This is a genomic window from Burkholderia sp. DN3021 (genome assembly GCF_049805555.1).
GTDB classification, from domain to species: domain Bacteria; phylum Pseudomonadota; class Gammaproteobacteria; order Burkholderiales; family Burkholderiaceae; genus Burkholderia; species Burkholderia pyrrocinia_C.
Map to the genome: position 1 here is coordinate 1 of NZ_JBNCAB010000052.1, position 14,622 is coordinate 14,622.

Below are 14,622 nucleotides of genomic sequence, written 5' to 3' on the forward strand. Positions count from 1 at the left end.
GTGCCGGCCGATCTGCCGGCCGCGCTGCTCGGCCGGCGCGCCGACCTCGTCGCCGCGCGCTGGCGGGTCGAGGCGGCGAGCCGCAACGTCGCAGCCGCCCGCGCGGAGTTCCTGCCGAACGTGAGTCTCACCGCGCTGATCGGGCTCGCGACACGCGGCGGCGCATCGCTGTTCCAGGCCGCGTCGCGCACCTACAACGTCAGTCCGGCCGTGAGCCTGCCGATCTTCGACGGCGGCGAGCGGCGCGGCGTGCTGCGCAGGCGCGATGCGCAATACGACCTCGCGGTCGCCGGCTACAACAAGACGCTGATCGGTGCGATCGGCGAGGTGGCCGACGATCTGCACCGCCTGCGCTCGCTCGCCGTGCAGGCCGATGCGCAGCAGCTTGCGTTCGACTCCGCCACCGATGCGTGGCGGCTCGCGGACGCGCGCTACCGGGCCGGCGTCGGCAGCTACCTCGACGCGCTCGTCGTGCGCCAGCAACTGCTGATCGCAAGCCGCGAGGTCGCCGCGCGGCGCGCGCCGCGCGCGGACCAGTCGCTGCAGCTCGTCGCCGCGCTCGGCGGCGGCTTCCGCGCCGAGCCGGACGACGTCGCGCTCGCCGCCACTCCTTCCCACCGTCCTTGACATCGAACCATGAGCAGCGACAACCCCCTGCAGACTCCCGCGCGGCCCGCAGCCGCCGATCCCGCCAGCGCCCGCCAGAACCCGGCGGCCGACCATACCGGTGCGCCGCGCGCACCGGGCGGCCCGGACGCGCGCACGCAACCGGCACCGGGCGGCGCCGCACCCGCGACACCGCCGCCGCCCGCGCGACGCAAGCACCTCGTGCGTGCGCTCGTCGCCGTGTTCGCGCTCGGCATCGTCGGCTGGGGCATCTGGTACGTGCTCGTCGGCCGCTGGTACGAAGCCACCGACAACGCGTACGCGCAAGGCAACGTCGTCGAGCTGACGCCGCAGGTGACGGGCACCGTCGTGTCGATCGACGCGGACGACGGCAACCTCGTGCGCGCCGGCACGCCGCTCGTCCGTCTCGACGCGAGCGACGCGCAGATCGCGCTCGCAGCCGCGCAGGCCGACCTCGCGGCAACGGTACGCAAGGTGCGCGGCCTGTACAGCAACGAGCGCGGGCTCGCGAACAGCATCGACGGCGCGCGCGCCGAACTCGACGCGCGACGCATCGCGCTCGACAAGGCGAAAGCCGACTACAGCCGTCGCGAGGATCTCGGCCGCTCCGGCGCGATCTCGCGCGAGGAGCTCGCGCATGCGCGCGATACGCTGACGTCCGCGCAAAGCGCGTATGCGGCCGCGCAAAGCGCGCTCGCGACGTTGAGCGAGCAGCATCAGACGAGCAAGGCGCTCGTCGACGACACCGCGGTCGCGTCGCATCCCGACGTGCAGGCCGCGGCCGCACGGCTGCGCGCCGCGTACCTTGCGCGCGCCCGCACCGACATCGTCGCGCCCGTGACCGGTTATGTCGCGAAGCGCACGGTGCAGGTCGGGCAGCGCGTGTCGCCCGGCGTGCCGCTGCTCGCGGTCGTGCCGTTGCGCGAGCTGTGGGTCGACGCGAACTTCACCGAGAAGCAGCTCGAGCACATGCGCATCGGGCAGCCGGTCGAACTGACCGCCGACCTGTACGGCGACGCGGTGCGTTACAGCGGGCGCGTGCAGAGCCTCGGCGTCGGCACCGGCAGCGCGTTCTCGCTGCTGCCGGCGCAGAACGCGACCGGCAACTGGATCAAGATCGTGCAGCGGCTGCCGGTGCGCATCGAACTGACGGACCCGGCCCAGCTCGACGCGCATCCGCTGCGGATCGGCCTGTCGATGCACGCACGCGTCGACCAGCACGACCGCAGCGGTGCGATGCTGTCGCATCGCGAGCAACGCGCGCCCGTGTTCCGCACCGACGTGTACCGCGACGAGCTCGCGCGCGCCGACAGCCTGATCGCCGACGTCGTGCATGCGAACCAGCCCGCCGCGGTGCGCACGGAGCGTGTGCGATGAGCGGCCCGATGGCGGCCGCCGATGCCGGCTTTCGTCCGTCGAGCGTCGCGCTGACGACCTTCGGCCTCGCGCTCGCGGTCTTCATGCAGGTGCTCGACGGCACCGTCGCGAACGTGTCGCTGCCGACGATCGCCGGCAACTTCGGCGTGAGCACGACGCAAAGCGCATGGGTTGTCACGACGTTCTCGGTCAGCAATGCGATCGCGCTGCCGCTGACCGGGTTTCTCGTCAAGCGCATCGGGCAGGTCAGGCTGTTCGTGTGGGCGACGCTCGCGTTCACGTTTGCGTCGCTGCTGTGCGGCCTCGCGCAAAACCTGCCGCAGCTCGTCGCATTCCGCGCGCTGCAGGGCCTGGTGGCCGGGCCGATGATCCCGACCACGCAGGCGCTGATGCTGTCGATCTACCCGCCGCAGCGACGCGGCTTCGCGCTGTCGATGATCGCGATGGTCACCGTCGTCGCGCCGATCGCGGGCCCCGTGTTCGGCGGCTGGGTCACCGAGCATTACTCGTGGCGCTGGGCGTTCCTGATCAATTTGCCGATCGGCGTGTTCGCCGCGATGTGCGTATTCGCGCAGATGCGCGCGCGCGTCGAGACGACCGTCGCCGCGCGTGTCGACTACGTCGGCCTCGCCGCGCTCGTGGTCGGCGTCGGCGCGCTGCAGATCGTGCTCGACAAGGGCAACGAAGCCGACTGGTTCAACTCGACGTTCATCGTCGTGATGTCGGTGGTCGCCGCGTTCGGCATCGCGCTGTTCCTGATCTGGGAGCTCAACGAACCGAACCCGATCGTGAACCTGCGGCTGTTCGCGCATCGCAACTTCGCGGCTGGCACGCTGACGCTCGTGCTCGCGTATTCGGCGTTCTTCGCGGTCAACGTGATCGTGCCGCAGTGGCTGCAGCGCACGCTCGGCTACACCGCGTTCTGGGCCGGGCTCGCGGTCGCGCCGATGGGCGTGATCCCGGTGCTGATGACGCCGTTCATGGGCAAGTATGCGCCGCGCTTCAACATGCGCGTGCTCGTGTGCTGCGCGTTCGCGATCCTCGGCACGTCGTCGTTCCTGCGCGCGGGCTTCGTGCCGGACATCGACTTCACGCACATCGCGCTGATCCAGCTGCTGCAGGGCCTCGGCCTCGCGCTGTTCATCATGCCGATCAACAGCATCCTGCTGTCCGACCTGAAGCCGGACGAGATCGCCGCCGGCTCCGGCCTGTCGACGTTCCTGCGCACGCTCGGCGCGAGCTTCGCCGTGTCGATCACGTCGTTCCTGTGGGACCGGCGCGCGATCCTGCATCACGCACAGCTCAGCGAGCACGTGAGCGCGTTCGATCCGGCCGTGCGGGCCGAAGTCGCGCGGCTCGGCGGCGGCGATCCGCAGCGTGCGGCGACGCTGCTGGGCAACCTGATCGATGCACAGGCCTACCAGATTTCGTTCAACGACATTTCGTTCGCGCTCGGCTGCGTGTATCTCGCCGTGATCGCGGTGGTGTGGCTCGCCCGCCCGCCGTTCGGCCCCGGCGCCGCCGCGAAACGATGAAGCGGGCGCTGCGCGGCCCGTTCCGACCCATGCTGTTCAATTCGATGGAGGTTGACCCGATGCATACCCACCACGCTGGAGAAACGCCGTCCGACCTGGCGACGCTTGCCGTGTTCGACGTCACGGAATTTCCGCTCGTCGTCGTGCGCAACGATGCGATCGCGGCCGGCTACGCGCAGCGCTGGCTCGACGACATGCACACGCTGATGCGGCACGGCGAGCCGTTTGTCATGATCTTTCCGCCGGCCCGCCCGGACGAACCGCACGACGACCGCAAGGAGCGCGGCATGTGGCTCAAGCAGAACCGTGCCGCGCTCGCCGAGGTCTGCCGCGCGCTCGTCACGATCGAACCGGACCCGAAGGAGCGCGAAGCGGCCATCGCGAACGCGGCCGGCATCGAAAAGGCGTTCGGGATTCCGCTCGACGTGACGGCTTCGCTCGAAGACGCGAAGCAGGCGGGCCGGCGACGCCTGACTGAGGCGCTCTAGCGCGGCCCGTTCGCGCGCAACGCCTCGAACCGGTTGCGCAAGTCCGCCTGAATGCAGATTCCAACTAAACGGGGTGGCTTGTATGAATGGACTGGATTGTCTGAAATGGTTGGTACCCGGCGACACGGACGCGTCATGGCAGCGGATGACCGACGCGGCCGCCGGGATGGGGTTCGACAAGGTCGTACTGATCGTGTTGCCGTTTACCGGCGCGTCGTTCGATCTCGCGCGCAAGTGGAGCAGCGGCGTGCCCGGATGGACGGCGCTGTACCGGCAGCGCCAGTTCGACCGCGTCGACCCGATGCTGCGGCATTGCTTCCGCTCGGCGCTGCCGCTCGTCTGGGACGACGCGCTGTTCGCGCTGCCCGAGCAGCGGCCGTGCTACGAAGCGGCGTCCGCGTACGGCATGCGCAGCGGCGTCGTGCTGCCGGTGCGCGGCGCGAAAGGGGAGGTCGGCATGCTGTCGTGCGCAAGCGCGGACGACCTCGGCCGGACGCGCGAGCGTTGCGACCGCCATCTCGCGGCGCTGACGCTGCTGCGCGACATCGCGTGCGAAGCGATCGCCGGCACGCATTGCCATGCACCGCCCGACAGCGTGCCGCGGCTCAGCCGGCGGGAAGTCGAATGCCTGCGCTGGCACGCGGCCGGCAAGACGTCGTGGGAAATCGGCCACATCCTGAACGTGACCGAGTCGTGCATCAATTTCCACTTCATGAACATCCGCTGCAAGTTCAACGTGTCACGTCGGCACGAAGCCGTGCTGCGTGCGGTCGAGTGGGGGCTGATCAGCATCTCCGACGTGACGGTGCCCACCTGATGCGGGCGCGCCCGCGAGCCAGCGATCGAGAAACGCACTGAGCCATGCCGCCGTCGCGCGGTCGTGCCGCCGGCCCTCATTTGCCTGCGTCGCGAGATCCTGCGCGCCGGGCGCCGACAGCTTGTGCGCGGCGGCCGTGCTCCAGCGCCGCATCATCGAATAGCTCACTTCCGGATGAAACTGGACGCCGTAAGCGTGCGGCCCGTAACGAACGGCCTGGTTCTCGAAATGCTCGCCGGTCGCGAGGATCTCGAGCCCGGCGACGCGCTCGAAGCCCTCGCGATGCCACTGGTAGACATGCGACGGCCATGAACCGAGCCGTCGGCCGGCGGGCGTCGCGGCGATCGGCCAATAGCCGATTTCCGCGCGCCCGTCCCGATGCGCGCTCACGCGGCCGCCCAGATGGCGGATCATCATCTGCGCGCCGAGGCAGACGCCGAGAAAGGGTGCGGCCTCGCGCAGCGGCACGCCGATCCAGTCGATCTCGTCGCGCATCCAGCGATCGCCGTCATTCGCGCTCATCGGGCCGCCGAACACCACGGCGCCCGCATGATCGGCGAGCGTCGCCGGCAACGGATCGCCGAGCGGCGGGCGCCGGATGTCGAGCGGATGGCCGCGAGCCGCGAGCAGCCGCCCGATCCGGCCGGGGCTCGACTGTTCGCGATGCAGGACGATCAGGATCGGACGAAGTGCTGAGTGCGTCATGTCGTGTGATTGGGTAGGAAGTCAGCCCGGCTGGCCGCGCAGCGCGTCGAACGAGACCATCACCTGTTCGCGGTAGGCGGGCCGTCGGCACAGGCGGGCGTACCAGGCCTCGACGTGCGGCAACGGCGGCCGCTCGACGTCGAGCGAGAAATAGCGGAACAGCGTCGCGCCGGCCGGAATGTCGGCCAGGCCCGGCGTCGCGCCGCCCAGAAAAGGTTGCGTCGACAACAGCCGGTCGAGCAGCCGGTAGTGCGCGGCGCTGCGTGCGGCCTTGTCGCGCACGATCGCGTCGTCGCGCCGCTCGGCCGGCGTGCGCACCAGCGCCCAGAACAATCCGGTCATCACGTCGGGCTCGAGCGAGGTCTGCGACCAGTCCATCCAGCGCTCCGCGCGCGAACGGGCGAACGTGTCGCGGCACCAGAACGGATTGTTCGGCACGCGCGCGGCGAGATAACGCAGGATCGTGTGCGACTCCCAGACGACGTCGCCGTCCCAGTCGATCACCGGGATCCGGCAGGTCGGGTTCAGCGCCGCGAACGCGGGCGTCTGCAGCGAGCCGTGCTCGCCGCCGGCCGGGATGTGCCGGTACGGCAATCCCAGCTCGCCGATGAGCCACAACACCTTCTGCACGTTGAACGACGTGCGGCGGCCCCAGACGGTCAGCATCGCGCGGCATCCCCGCAGGCACCGGCATCCGCGCACGCCGCGTAGCGGTCGAGACCGGCGGCGAGATCGGCGATCAGGTCGTCGGCATCCTCGAGCCCGATGTGCAGGCGCACGCCGCGGCTGCCAGGCGGCCAGCGCTCCGCGAGGCCGTGCGCGCCCAGTTCGAACGGCAGCGCGAGGCTCTCGTAGCCGCCCCACGAGTAACCGAGCCCGAACAGCGTCAGGTGGTCGAGAAACGCTTCGATCGCGTGCCGAGGCGCAGGCCGCAGCACGATCGAGAACAGCCCCGATGCGCCGCCGAAATCGCGGCGCCACAGCGTGTGGCCGTCGTCGCCGGGCAGCGCCGGATACAGCACGCGCTGCACCTCGGCGCGCGACGCAAGCCAGCTCGCGACCGCGAGCGCGTTGCGCTGGTGCTGCCGCAGCCGCACGCCGAGCGTGCGCAACCCGCGCAGCGCGAGGTAGACGTCGTCGGGGCCCGCGCACAGTCCGAGATCGCCGTGCAGTTGCTTCAGCGCGGGCCACGCGCGCTCGTTGGCCGATACCGTGCCGAGCATCGCATCCGAATGCCCGACCAGGTACTTGGTGCCGGCCTGGATCGACAGGTCGATGCCGAACGCATGCGGCCGGAAGAAGAGCGGCGTGGCCCAACTGTTGTCCGCGATCACCAGCGCGCCGTGCGCATGCGCGAGCCGGACAAGCGCGGGGATATCGTGCATGTCGAACGTATAGGACCCCGGAACTTCGACGTACAGCGCCCGCGTGTTCGCGCGGAATGCGGCTGCGACGGGCGTGCCGGCGTCGTACCAGGTCGTCTCGACGCCGAGCCGCGCGAGCACGCCTTCGCACGCATGACGCACCGGGCCGTAGACCGATGCGGTCATCAGCAGGTGATCGCCGGGTTTCAGGCAGGACAGCAGCGCAAGCGTGCACGCGGACAACCCCGACGGACACAGCACCGCGCCGGCGCCGCCCTCGAGGCTCGTCACCGCGCGTTCGAGCGCGTCCGTCGTCGGCGTGCCGCGGCGGCCGTAGATATACGGCTGCGTGCGGTTCAGCAGATCCACCACCGTCGGGCTGAGCACGGTCGACGCATGGTAGACGGGCGGATTGACGAAACCGTGCCACGCGGCGCTGTCGCGGCCCGCGTGCGCGAGCCGCGTGTCTTCGTGCAGTCGGTCATGCATGCCGTCGCGCGGCTGCGATGCGTGCTCGGCGGACTTCATGGCCATAGCGCGCACCGTTCCCAGCGTTGACCGGCGCGACGGTAGGCCTGCCGCGCGAAGCGCCGCGCGCTGTCCGCGCGCCAGAATTCGGCTTCGTCCGGCGCCAGCGCGTACAGGTGCCAGTCGTCAGACACGAGGGCCGGATCGGCAGCCAGCCGCGCGAGCTGCGCGTCGATCGCGCGCGTCAGGTCGGCGGGATCGTCGAGCCGTTCGCTTTGCCGTCCGGCCAGGATGCTCGCGCGCGACCGCTCGGGGCGGCCCGCGAAATCGGCGCGGCCTTCGGCGGCCGGCAGCCGTTCGACCGGGCCGCTCAGCCGGACCTGGCTCGCGATCGCCGGCCAATAGAACGTCAGCGCGGCGTACGGCCGATTTTCGAGCTGGCGCCCCTTGGGGCTGCGCGTGCTCGCCGCGAAATGCCAGCCGCGCGCGTCGACGTTCAGCAGCACGACGGAGCGCGCATCGGGCCGTCCGTCCGGGCGGACCGTCGACAGCGTCATCACCTGCGGTTCGAGTGCCCCGGCGGCGACGGCCTCGTCGAGCCAGCGCTCGAACTGCGCGTGCGGCGTGTCGGGCCAGTCCTGGGCGGGCACGTGCGGCGCCGCGTGCGCGAGTGTTTTCAGCGCCTTCAGGCGCGTTGCGATCGTATCCATGGCGTGGCTCATGCGATGCCGAATCGGGTCGCGCGGGCGATCAGCCGATGCGCGGCGAGATAGTCGGGGACTTCCGCGAGGAAACCGTCGACGACGGCCGCGGCGACGCGGCGGCCGCCGGATTCGCGCCGCGCAGTGTCGAACGCGTCGATCACGCGGCGGGCGAGGGCGACTTCGTCGGCCGTCGGCGTGAGCACGCGATTGACGACCGGCACGAACTGCGCGTTGACGATCGCTTTCGCCTGATAACCCAGGCCGCGCGACACGCGCATGTCGAGCTCCGCGCCTTCGTTGTCGGCATAGCTGTACGGGCAGTCGATCGCCGTGACGCCGACCGCCGCGCATTCGACGCGAAAACGCGAGCGCACATAGTCGAGTTCGCGGCCCGCGCGCGTGCGCTCGGCACCCATGTCGGCCACCATGTCCTCGGTCGCGACGAGCACGGCCGTCACGCGCGGGCTCGAACGCGCGATCGCCATCGTGTTCACGAGGCCGAGCGTCGTCTCGACGTTCGGCACCAGTTCCGTCGAACCGGGCGCGATGTCGTATTCGCGCTCGAAACGCGTCACGGCTTCGTCGAGCGCGACGACCTGCTCGGGCGTCGCGACATACGACATCATCACGATGTCCGGGCGGCCGCGCATCGCGGCGCGCAGGTCGTCGATCCCGCCCGCGTCGAGCGGATTCACGCGCACGGACGCCAGTATGCCGGCGTCGCGCCAGCCCGCGAGCACGCGCTCGCTGAGCTCGCGCGCGGCCGGACGCCGGTCGGGCGGCGTAAAGGTTTCGAGTTCCTGGATCAGGACGTCAGCGCCGCTCGCGGCGCCGTCAACGAGCGCATCGTGATCGGCGCCGGCGAGAAACAGCCAGGAGCGGCGCAGGCGGGAAGGGCGTCGGTTCGTCGGTGTCATGCGTGGTTTCCTGTAGGGCGCGTGTTACGCGTATCGATGGCGCGAGCGTTCAGCCGGCGCGCATCATCTGGTTGAAGATGTTCTTGCGATGCATTTCCTCGGTCCCGCCGACGCTCATGAAGCCGAGCGCATCCGACGCGAACACGGCCACCGGCCCGGCCTGATAGCCGAGGCTGCCGTACAGCCTCACGAGGCCGAGCGCGCCGTCGACGAGATCCTGCGCGCCGACCAGCTTCGCGATCGAGCAGGTCATCAACGCGTGCGGGTGATCCGTCAGCAGCTGCGCGAGCGCGCCGCGCGCGAGCCACGTGCCGCGCTCGATGCCGATCTGCAGGTCCACGAGACGGCCCTGCACGTACTGATGCGCGTCGATCGTGCTGTCGAAGCTGCGCCGGTCGCGGCAATAGCCGATCGCGTCGCGCAGATACGGCGTCGTCACCTGCGCGGCAACGAGGCCGTAGTAGAGGCGGCCGAGCGAAATGATGTCGATCAGGTTGCCGAGCCCCGCACCGGGCTCGCCCAGCAACTGGCTGCGCGCGATCGGGCAGTCGTCGAAATGCAGCGCGCCGGTGGGCAGGTCGTCGAGGCCGAGCTTGCGGTCGGGCGCGGCGACGGTCATGCCCGGCTGGTCGCGATCGACGATCACGAGCGCGGTATTGCGCCGGCCGGGCGTATCGATGCGCGTGACGACGAGGATGAAGTGCGCGAGCGGCGCATGCGCGATATTGAATTTGCTGCCGGTCAGCCGGTAGCCGTCGCCGTGCTCGACGAACTTCGTCGCAATGCTGCGCACGTCGGTGCCGGTGCCCGGTTCGGCAATCGCAGTCGCGCTCAGCTCGCCGCGCAGGATCGCGCCGAAATAGCGGTCCTGCTGCGGCGCCGTGCCGTATCGTTCGAGCGCGCGCACCATGCCGGCCTGCGCGATCACCGACAGCAGCAGCGCCGGGCGGCGGATCGCCGACGCAAGCCCCTCGAGCGCCGCAGAAAAGTGCCACCAGCCGTGACCGTCGCCGCCGTACGTCTCCGGCACGATCATGTCCCACAGTCCTTCCTGCCCGAGCCGCGCCCAGCCGGCTGCGTCGAAGCCGGCAGGCACGCTGCCGTCGTGCTCCGCGGCAGCGGCGATCTCCGCGCCGATCCCGCGAAAACGCGCGAGCGTCGCATGCTGTTCCTGCGTCCAGTCAAATGGCATCTGTCGTGTCTCCGGTCGAAGCGGCGCGGCCTTCGACGGCGCGCCAGCGATGTCGACAAGATTACGGGGGCACGGACAGCAGGGGTACTGGCAGTAGTGGTAGTTGCCGGGCGCTTGCGTCGCGCCGGATGCGTGCTCGGCACACCGTCGAAGATCGACCGCGGTGTCGCGGATGCGGCCCCGTGGGTTCCCGGCGCGCGCATTTCGCAAGCCGACGTCATGGAGGCATCGCGTTTCGGATTGCCGCGGTGGTCGTGCCGCAGGCGATCAACGGCGCTGCATCGATCGGCAGGCCTCGGCGCTGGTCGGCAAGAACGGCGGGGCATGGCAGCCGCTGCCGCCGGATTTACCGCCCCGGTCGCAGGGCAGAGAGAAGTCGGCTCGTCATGGCACGACAAATAACATTCAAATTCGCATCTGTGCGTCAGCGCCGGGTTCTGCCGCTCAGGCAGCCGTCAATAGACGCCTGGCTCGCCTGTCGGACGATGCTTGAACCGTCGGTGCACCCAGTAGTACTGCTCGGGAAATCGAAGGATCTGCTCCTCGAGAAAGGAATTCATCGTGCGCGCGTCGAACGACTCGCTGCCGGTCGGATAGCTGTCGAGCGGCTCGAAGATGGTCAGCTTGTAGCCGCGGAATTCCGGCAGCACTTCGGTCACGAACGGTACGACCCGCGCGCCGCTCAGCTTCGCCAGCCGCGATACCGACGTCAACGTGCAGGCCTGCACGCCGAACAGCGGCGCAAACACCGAACCCGTCGTGCCGTGATCCATGTCCGCGGCAAGCATCACCGGGGTGCCCGCGCGCAGTAGCCTGACGAGGTGTTTCGCGCTCGCACTGCGTTCGATCATCTCGGCGCCGAAGCGCCCGCGCTGACGTTTGGCGAGATCGCATACGCGACGGTTCGACATACGCGTATAGAGTGCCGCCACGGGCAGCGACGACGAATAGAGCATGCAGCCCACCTCGATGCCGACGAAGTGAAAACCCATGAAGATCGTCGGCGGCGCATCCGGATCGTGGAGATCGATGCGGCTGTCCAGCTCGACCAGGCGATTGAGCGACCGCGCGCTGCCGAACCACTGGAATCCGCGCTCCAGGTAGCTCCGGACGACATGTTCGAAATGGGCACGCGCGAGCACGTCGCGCTCCTCGTCGGTCTTCAGCGGAAAGCAGAGTTGCAGGTTGACATGCACCACGTGCTTGCGTCGGCTCGGGATCCGGTAGAGCGCAGCGCCGATGCCGCTGCCGGTTCTCGCGACCAGCGAGTACGGAAGAATGGACAGGAACCGTAGGAGGCCGAACAGCAGCCAATACCCGAGAGCGTTCATGATGATGATGGACTTCCGTCTGATGACTGCCCGGCGCCGCTCGAGTCGAGTGATGGGGTACGGGGAAATCGGGTTGTGTCGAGACCGTGCAAGGCAGGCGCTTGCGCGACCGCGTCTGACGGCGGCCGCGCGCCGGACCGATGATGGCCGACCGCTTCGATCCGACGTTCGAAGCGATACATGATGGCGGGCGGAAAGTTCATCCACGCGATGCCGACTCGGACGGCGCGGATGCGCATGGCCTCCAGATAGCGCGCCGGGTTCGGGCAGCGCGGCACATACGTGAATCGATGGAACGCGCCACCGGCAGCCAGGTGGCGCGCGAAGGCGCAGGGAACGATCGCGGCGGCCGGTTCGACCGGCATCGCGACGATGTGGCAAGCCGCTCACGATAACACGTGCGTGCCCCCCGCCGAAGAAGTCGCCCGTCATGTCGAGTCGGGCCGCATCCATCCGCATGATCCGCAACGCGGGAAACCGATGCCGAAGGGCGTTCGCGAAAGCGGGTCGGTTCCTCCTGAAACTCACGGCCTGCCTCGCCGGCTATCGCCAACCTGCCTTCATCAAGGCCGATCCCCGCGGGGTGCCGCATCTCGTTTGGTAGCCCTGCATCGTTTCGCGAACCTCAATCCATTTTGTCGGTTTTCGCACCGTTGATTTCGGTCAACGTCCGATCCCGTCGCGCGCCGATGATGGAGAAAAGTCCAAACGTCGCATGCACGCCTGTCCATCCCGCGAGGTCCGTATGTACACGAATATCATGGTCGCCGTAGACGGTAGTGCTTCGTCCGGACAAGCACTTGACGAAGGCCTGAAGATGGCCCGCCTGCACCAGGCCCGTCTGTTTGCCGTTTTCGTCGTCGACAAATCCATTTTTCTCGGCTACGCCGGACGACTCGACCCGAATGCATTGATCGAGGAGGTCAGACACGACGGTGTAGCGGTGCTGCGAGACGCCGAGCGGACGATCGCGCACGCCGGGGTGAACGGCGATACGGAAATCGTCGAAACGGACCTCGGTCAGGATGTTGCGGAACGCCTGCAGCGCTATGTCGCCGAACATGCGATCGATCTGGCCGTACTCGGCACGCATGGCCGGCGCGGCATCCGGCGCGCGATGCTTGGCAGTGTCGCGGAACGCTTCCTGCGCACGTCGAGTTGCCCGGTACTGCTCGTGCGCGGCGACGACGCGACGCGTGCAGCCGTTGCGGCCGGATAGCGCAACTTCACGGCCGCGGCACTGGAAGATCATTTCGTCGCCGCGTCGCCTCGGGAGCCGGATCTCGTGGCCGCGTTCTCGTGCAATCGTCCCGCCATCGAAAGCGCGGCACGCCGCATGCTCGAGGAACTCGGCGGCCGGCCGATCCTGCTCCACAGCGGATTTTTCCGGTTCTGCACGTAACCGGCTCGCGCCGTTGACGCGTATCAAGCCGCAGCCGGCCCGCCTGTCTACGCTGGATTCCTGACAGGACGGTTCGTTCTCCGCGCGACAGGCGTATGTCGCAGCGACGCGTCCCGCATTCCGGTCCGGCACCGTCAGGACGAACGCGCCGGGTCGATTCAACCGTTCGAGGAGTACATATCATGAGCAACCTGACTCGCTACGATCCGTTTTCGATCGATCCCGTCTCCGACCTGTTTCAGGGGCTGTTCAGGCCGTTGCGAGGCATGACGCTGACGGACGAACCCGATCTCGCGTCGATGAAGATCGACGTCACGGAAAGCGACAACGCCTACAAGCTCAACGCGGAATTGCCCGGCGTCGCGAAGGACGACATCGATGTCCAGGTGACGGGCCGGACCGTATCGATCAGCGCAAAGATCGAACGCAACAACGAGCAGAAGGAAGGCGAGCGCGTGATCCGGCGCGAGCGCTACAGCGGCGCGATCAGCCGCTCGTTCTCGCTGCCCGGCGAGATCGACGACGCGAACGCGACGGCGGCGTATCAGGACGGCGTGCTGTCGCTGACGCTGCCGAAGAAGACGCCGGCCGGACAGAAGAAACTGACGATCGGGTGATCCGGCGGCGCGAGATATCCGTTGACCTGCATCAGCGAGCCGGCGCCGCGCATGTGCAAATCTGGCTGCATGCGGCGGACAGGCGCGCCGCGGCTCACAGGAGTGCACGCGATGAAAACCGACAAGCAATTGAAGCAGGACGTTCAGGATGAACTGGAGTCGGACCCGGCGATCGACGCGACCCGCATCGGTGTCGAGGTAGCCGACCGGATCGTGACGATTTCGGGTCACCCGCCAAGCTACGCGGAGAAACTGGCGATCGAGCGCGCGGCGAACCGCGTGGCCGGCGTCAAGGCGCTCGTCGTCGACATGACCGTGCATCTGCCGAACGACGACGTCCGCACCGACGAGGACATCGCCAACGCCGTGCGGTCGGTCCTGCACTGGACGGTCGGGCTGAACGACGATGCGCTCAAGGTGCAGGTCGAGCACGGCTGGATCACGCTGTCCGGCAAGGTCGACTGGGCATACCAGAGCCATCTGGCCGTGCGCGCGATCTCGCAGATGCGCAGCGTGACCGGCGTGACCGACCACATCGGCGTGCAGGGGGCGATCGGATCGGCCGACATCGGCAGCAACATCAAGCGCGCGATCATGCGTCACGCGGAACGCGAGGCGAAGCACATCGCGATCGAGGTGCGCGACGGCACCGTGCGGCTCTCCGGCAAGGTCGGCTCGTTCTCCGAACGCAAGGCCGTGCGCGGTGCCGCGTGGTCCGCACGAGGCGTGCGTGCCGTCGTCGACGACCTGGTCGTCGAGTGAACCCGGCCAGTGGCGGCCGGATACGGCGTCCGCACGGATGAAGGAGGGGATTCAGATGACAGTGTCAGGCGAGGTACATGACACGGACTGGTCGGTGGCGATCGAGACGATCGCCGCCGAAACGGGCGGCTATCGTTGCAGGATCCATGTGACGCTCACGTCGCCGGATGCCGCATGCGAACACACGTTCGCGCATAACAGGGCCCACGCCACCGAGCGCGAGGCCGCGGTCGAAGGGCTGCGAGCCGGGATGACGTGGGTCGAGATGAGGAAATCGAACACGTTCACGGTCTGAATCGCCGGCTGTCTCGGGCGT

At 68.7% G+C, this 14,622-nt stretch carries 17 protein-coding genes and 1 pseudogene; 11 read left to right on the plus strand and 7 right to left on the minus strand.

The features are described 5' to 3' along the window. The 5 genes from ACPUER_RS23530 to ACPUER_RS23550 all read left to right on the plus strand — a co-directional run. Positions 1–627: TolC family protein (locus ACPUER_RS23530; RefSeq protein ID WP_425132255.1), on the plus strand; the 627-nt coding region annotated here is incomplete at its 5' end. Positions 628–636: 9 nt separating this feature from the next. After that, entirely contained in the window at positions 637–2,004 is a 1,368-nt protein-coding gene (locus tag ACPUER_RS23535; RefSeq protein WP_425132256.1) for an efflux RND transporter periplasmic adaptor subunit, read from the plus strand. Continuing rightward, positions 2,001–3,539 carry a DHA2 family efflux MFS transporter permease subunit gene (locus tag ACPUER_RS23540; protein WP_425132257.1) on the plus strand — a complete coding sequence of 513 codons (1,539 nt, stop codon included), beginning with the start codon at positions 2,001–2,003 and terminating at the stop codon, positions 3,537–3,539. The genes ACPUER_RS23535 and ACPUER_RS23540 overlap by 4 nt, the downstream gene beginning before the upstream one ends. Before the next feature lie 59 nt (positions 3,540–3,598). After that, positions 3,599–4,027 (plus strand): hypothetical protein, encoded by a 429-nt coding sequence (locus ACPUER_RS23545; protein WP_175961387.1) that lies wholly within the window; start codon positions 3,599–3,601, stop codon positions 4,025–4,027. Positions 4,028–4,109: 82 nt separating this feature from the next. Beyond that, the gene (locus ACPUER_RS23550; protein WP_425132258.1) at positions 4,110–4,844 is read left to right on the plus strand and encodes an autoinducer binding domain-containing protein; all 735 of its coding nucleotides are present in this window, start codon (positions 4,110–4,112) and stop codon (positions 4,842–4,844) included. Here ACPUER_RS23550 and ACPUER_RS23555 read toward each other — a convergent pair. The 7 genes from ACPUER_RS23555 to ACPUER_RS23585 form a co-directional block, all read right to left on the minus strand. After that, on the minus strand, positions 4,767–5,549 hold the full coding sequence (locus ACPUER_RS23555) for a glutamine amidotransferase (RefSeq protein WP_425132259.1): 783 nt from the start codon (positions 5,547–5,549) through the stop codon (positions 4,767–4,769). The genes ACPUER_RS23550 and ACPUER_RS23555 overlap by 78 nt on opposite strands. 21 nt (positions 5,550–5,570) lie before the next feature. Next, the gene (locus ACPUER_RS23560; RefSeq protein WP_310142444.1) at positions 5,571–6,215 is read right to left on the minus strand and encodes a glutathione S-transferase; all 645 of its coding nucleotides are present in this window, start codon (positions 6,213–6,215) and stop codon (positions 5,571–5,573) included. Next, entirely contained in the window at positions 6,209–7,441 is a 1,233-nt protein-coding gene (metC, locus tag ACPUER_RS23565) for a cystathionine beta-lyase (protein WP_425132282.1), read from the minus strand. The genes ACPUER_RS23560 and metC overlap by 7 nt, the downstream gene beginning before the upstream one ends. Next, positions 7,438–8,091, minus strand: coding sequence for a pyridoxine/pyridoxamine 5'-phosphate oxidase (locus ACPUER_RS23570; protein WP_175961383.1), 654 nt, complete (start codon positions 8,089–8,091; stop codon positions 7,438–7,440). The genes metC and ACPUER_RS23570 overlap by 4 nt, the downstream gene beginning before the upstream one ends. Before the next feature lie 8 nt (positions 8,092–8,099). Continuing rightward, complete coding sequence (locus ACPUER_RS23575; protein WP_034184225.1) at positions 8,100–9,002, minus strand: HpcH/HpaI aldolase/citrate lyase family protein; 903 nt, start codon at positions 9,000–9,002, stop codon at positions 8,100–8,102. 49 nt (positions 9,003–9,051) lie between these two features. Beyond that, on the minus strand, positions 9,052–10,194 hold the full coding sequence (locus tag ACPUER_RS23580; RefSeq protein WP_425132260.1) for an acyl-CoA dehydrogenase family protein: 1,143 nt from the start codon (positions 10,192–10,194) through the stop codon (positions 9,052–9,054). A 455-nt stretch (positions 10,195–10,649) separates the two neighbouring features. Continuing rightward, complete coding sequence (locus ACPUER_RS23585) at positions 10,650–11,525, minus strand: lipid A biosynthesis lauroyl acyltransferase (RefSeq protein ID WP_175961380.1); 876 nt, start codon at positions 11,523–11,525, stop codon at positions 10,650–10,652. Positions 11,526–11,668: 143 nt separating this feature from the next. Between ACPUER_RS23585 and ACPUER_RS23590 the strand changes: the two genes are divergently transcribed. From ACPUER_RS23590 to ACPUER_RS23615, 6 genes and pseudogenes are all read left to right on the plus strand, one after another. Next, positions 11,669–11,920, plus strand: a complete 252-nt coding sequence (locus ACPUER_RS23590; protein ID WP_425132261.1) for a hypothetical protein — start codon at positions 11,669–11,671, stop codon at positions 11,918–11,920. A 350-nt stretch (positions 11,921–12,270) separates the two neighbouring features. Further along, entirely contained in the window at positions 12,271–12,744 is a 474-nt protein-coding gene (locus tag ACPUER_RS23595) for a universal stress protein (RefSeq protein WP_175961589.1), read from the plus strand. Between the two features lie 9 nt (positions 12,745–12,753). Next, a pseudogene (locus ACPUER_RS23600) lies at positions 12,754–12,927 on the plus strand (DUF1488 family protein); the annotation flags it as partial. Between the two features lie 182 nt (positions 12,928–13,109). Further along, complete coding sequence (locus ACPUER_RS23605; RefSeq protein ID WP_425132262.1) at positions 13,110–13,544, plus strand: Hsp20/alpha crystallin family protein; 435 nt, start codon at positions 13,110–13,112, stop codon at positions 13,542–13,544. Positions 13,545–13,655: 111 nt separating this feature from the next. Next, positions 13,656–14,306: a BON domain-containing protein gene (locus ACPUER_RS23610; RefSeq protein WP_425132263.1), complete on the plus strand. Its 651-nt coding sequence runs from the start codon at positions 13,656–13,658 to the stop codon at positions 14,304–14,306. A 55-nt stretch (positions 14,307–14,361) separates the two neighbouring features. Continuing rightward, positions 14,362–14,601, plus strand: a complete 240-nt coding sequence (locus tag ACPUER_RS23615; RefSeq protein WP_425132264.1) for a hypothetical protein — start codon at positions 14,362–14,364, stop codon at positions 14,599–14,601. The last annotated feature ends 21 nt before the right edge of the window (positions 14,602–14,622 follow it).

Bases quoted from the DNA above. Each gene is read 5' to 3' on its own strand.
- ACPUER_RS23535 (WP_425132256.1), top strand. From the start codon at position 637: ATGAGCAGCGACAACCCCCTGCAGACTCCCGCGCGGCCCGCAGCCGCC.
- ACPUER_RS23540 (WP_425132257.1), top strand. From the start codon at position 2,001: ATGAGCGGCCCGATGGCGGCCGCCGATGCCGGCTTTCGTCCGTCGAGC.
- ACPUER_RS23545 (WP_175961387.1), top strand. From the start codon at position 3,599: ATGCATACCCACCACGCTGGAGAAACGCCGTCCGACCTGGCGACGCTT.
- ACPUER_RS23550 (WP_425132258.1), top strand. From the start codon at position 4,110: ATGAATGGACTGGATTGTCTGAAATGGTTGGTACCCGGCGACACGGAC.
- ACPUER_RS23555 (WP_425132259.1), bottom strand. From the start codon at position 5,549: ATGACGCACTCAGCACTTCGTCCGATCCTGATCGTCCTGCATCGCGAA.
- ACPUER_RS23560 (WP_310142444.1), bottom strand. From the start codon at position 6,215: ATGCTGACCGTCTGGGGCCGCCGCACGTCGTTCAACGTGCAGAAGGTG.
- metC (WP_425132282.1), bottom strand. From the start codon at position 7,441: ATGAAGTCCGCCGAGCACGCATCGCAGCCGCGCGACGGCATGCATGAC.
- ACPUER_RS23570 (WP_175961383.1), bottom strand. From the start codon at position 8,091: ATGGATACGATCGCAACGCGCCTGAAGGCGCTGAAAACACTCGCGCAC.
- ACPUER_RS23575 (WP_034184225.1), bottom strand. From the start codon at position 9,002: ATGACACCGACGAACCGACGCCCTTCCCGCCTGCGCCGCTCCTGGCTG.
- ACPUER_RS23580 (WP_425132260.1), bottom strand. From the start codon at position 10,194: ATGCCATTTGACTGGACGCAGGAACAGCATGCGACGCTCGCGCGTTTT.
- ACPUER_RS23585 (WP_175961380.1), bottom strand. From the start codon at position 11,525: ATGAACGCTCTCGGGTATTGGCTGCTGTTCGGCCTCCTACGGTTCCTG.
- ACPUER_RS23590 (WP_425132261.1), top strand. From the start codon at position 11,669: ATGGCCGACCGCTTCGATCCGACGTTCGAAGCGATACATGATGGCGGG.
- ACPUER_RS23595 (WP_175961589.1), top strand. From the start codon at position 12,271: ATGTACACGAATATCATGGTCGCCGTAGACGGTAGTGCTTCGTCCGGA.
- ACPUER_RS23605 (WP_425132262.1), top strand. From the start codon at position 13,110: ATGAGCAACCTGACTCGCTACGATCCGTTTTCGATCGATCCCGTCTCC.
- ACPUER_RS23610 (WP_425132263.1), top strand. From the start codon at position 13,656: ATGAAAACCGACAAGCAATTGAAGCAGGACGTTCAGGATGAACTGGAG.
- ACPUER_RS23615 (WP_425132264.1), top strand. From the start codon at position 14,362: ATGACAGTGTCAGGCGAGGTACATGACACGGACTGGTCGGTGGCGATC.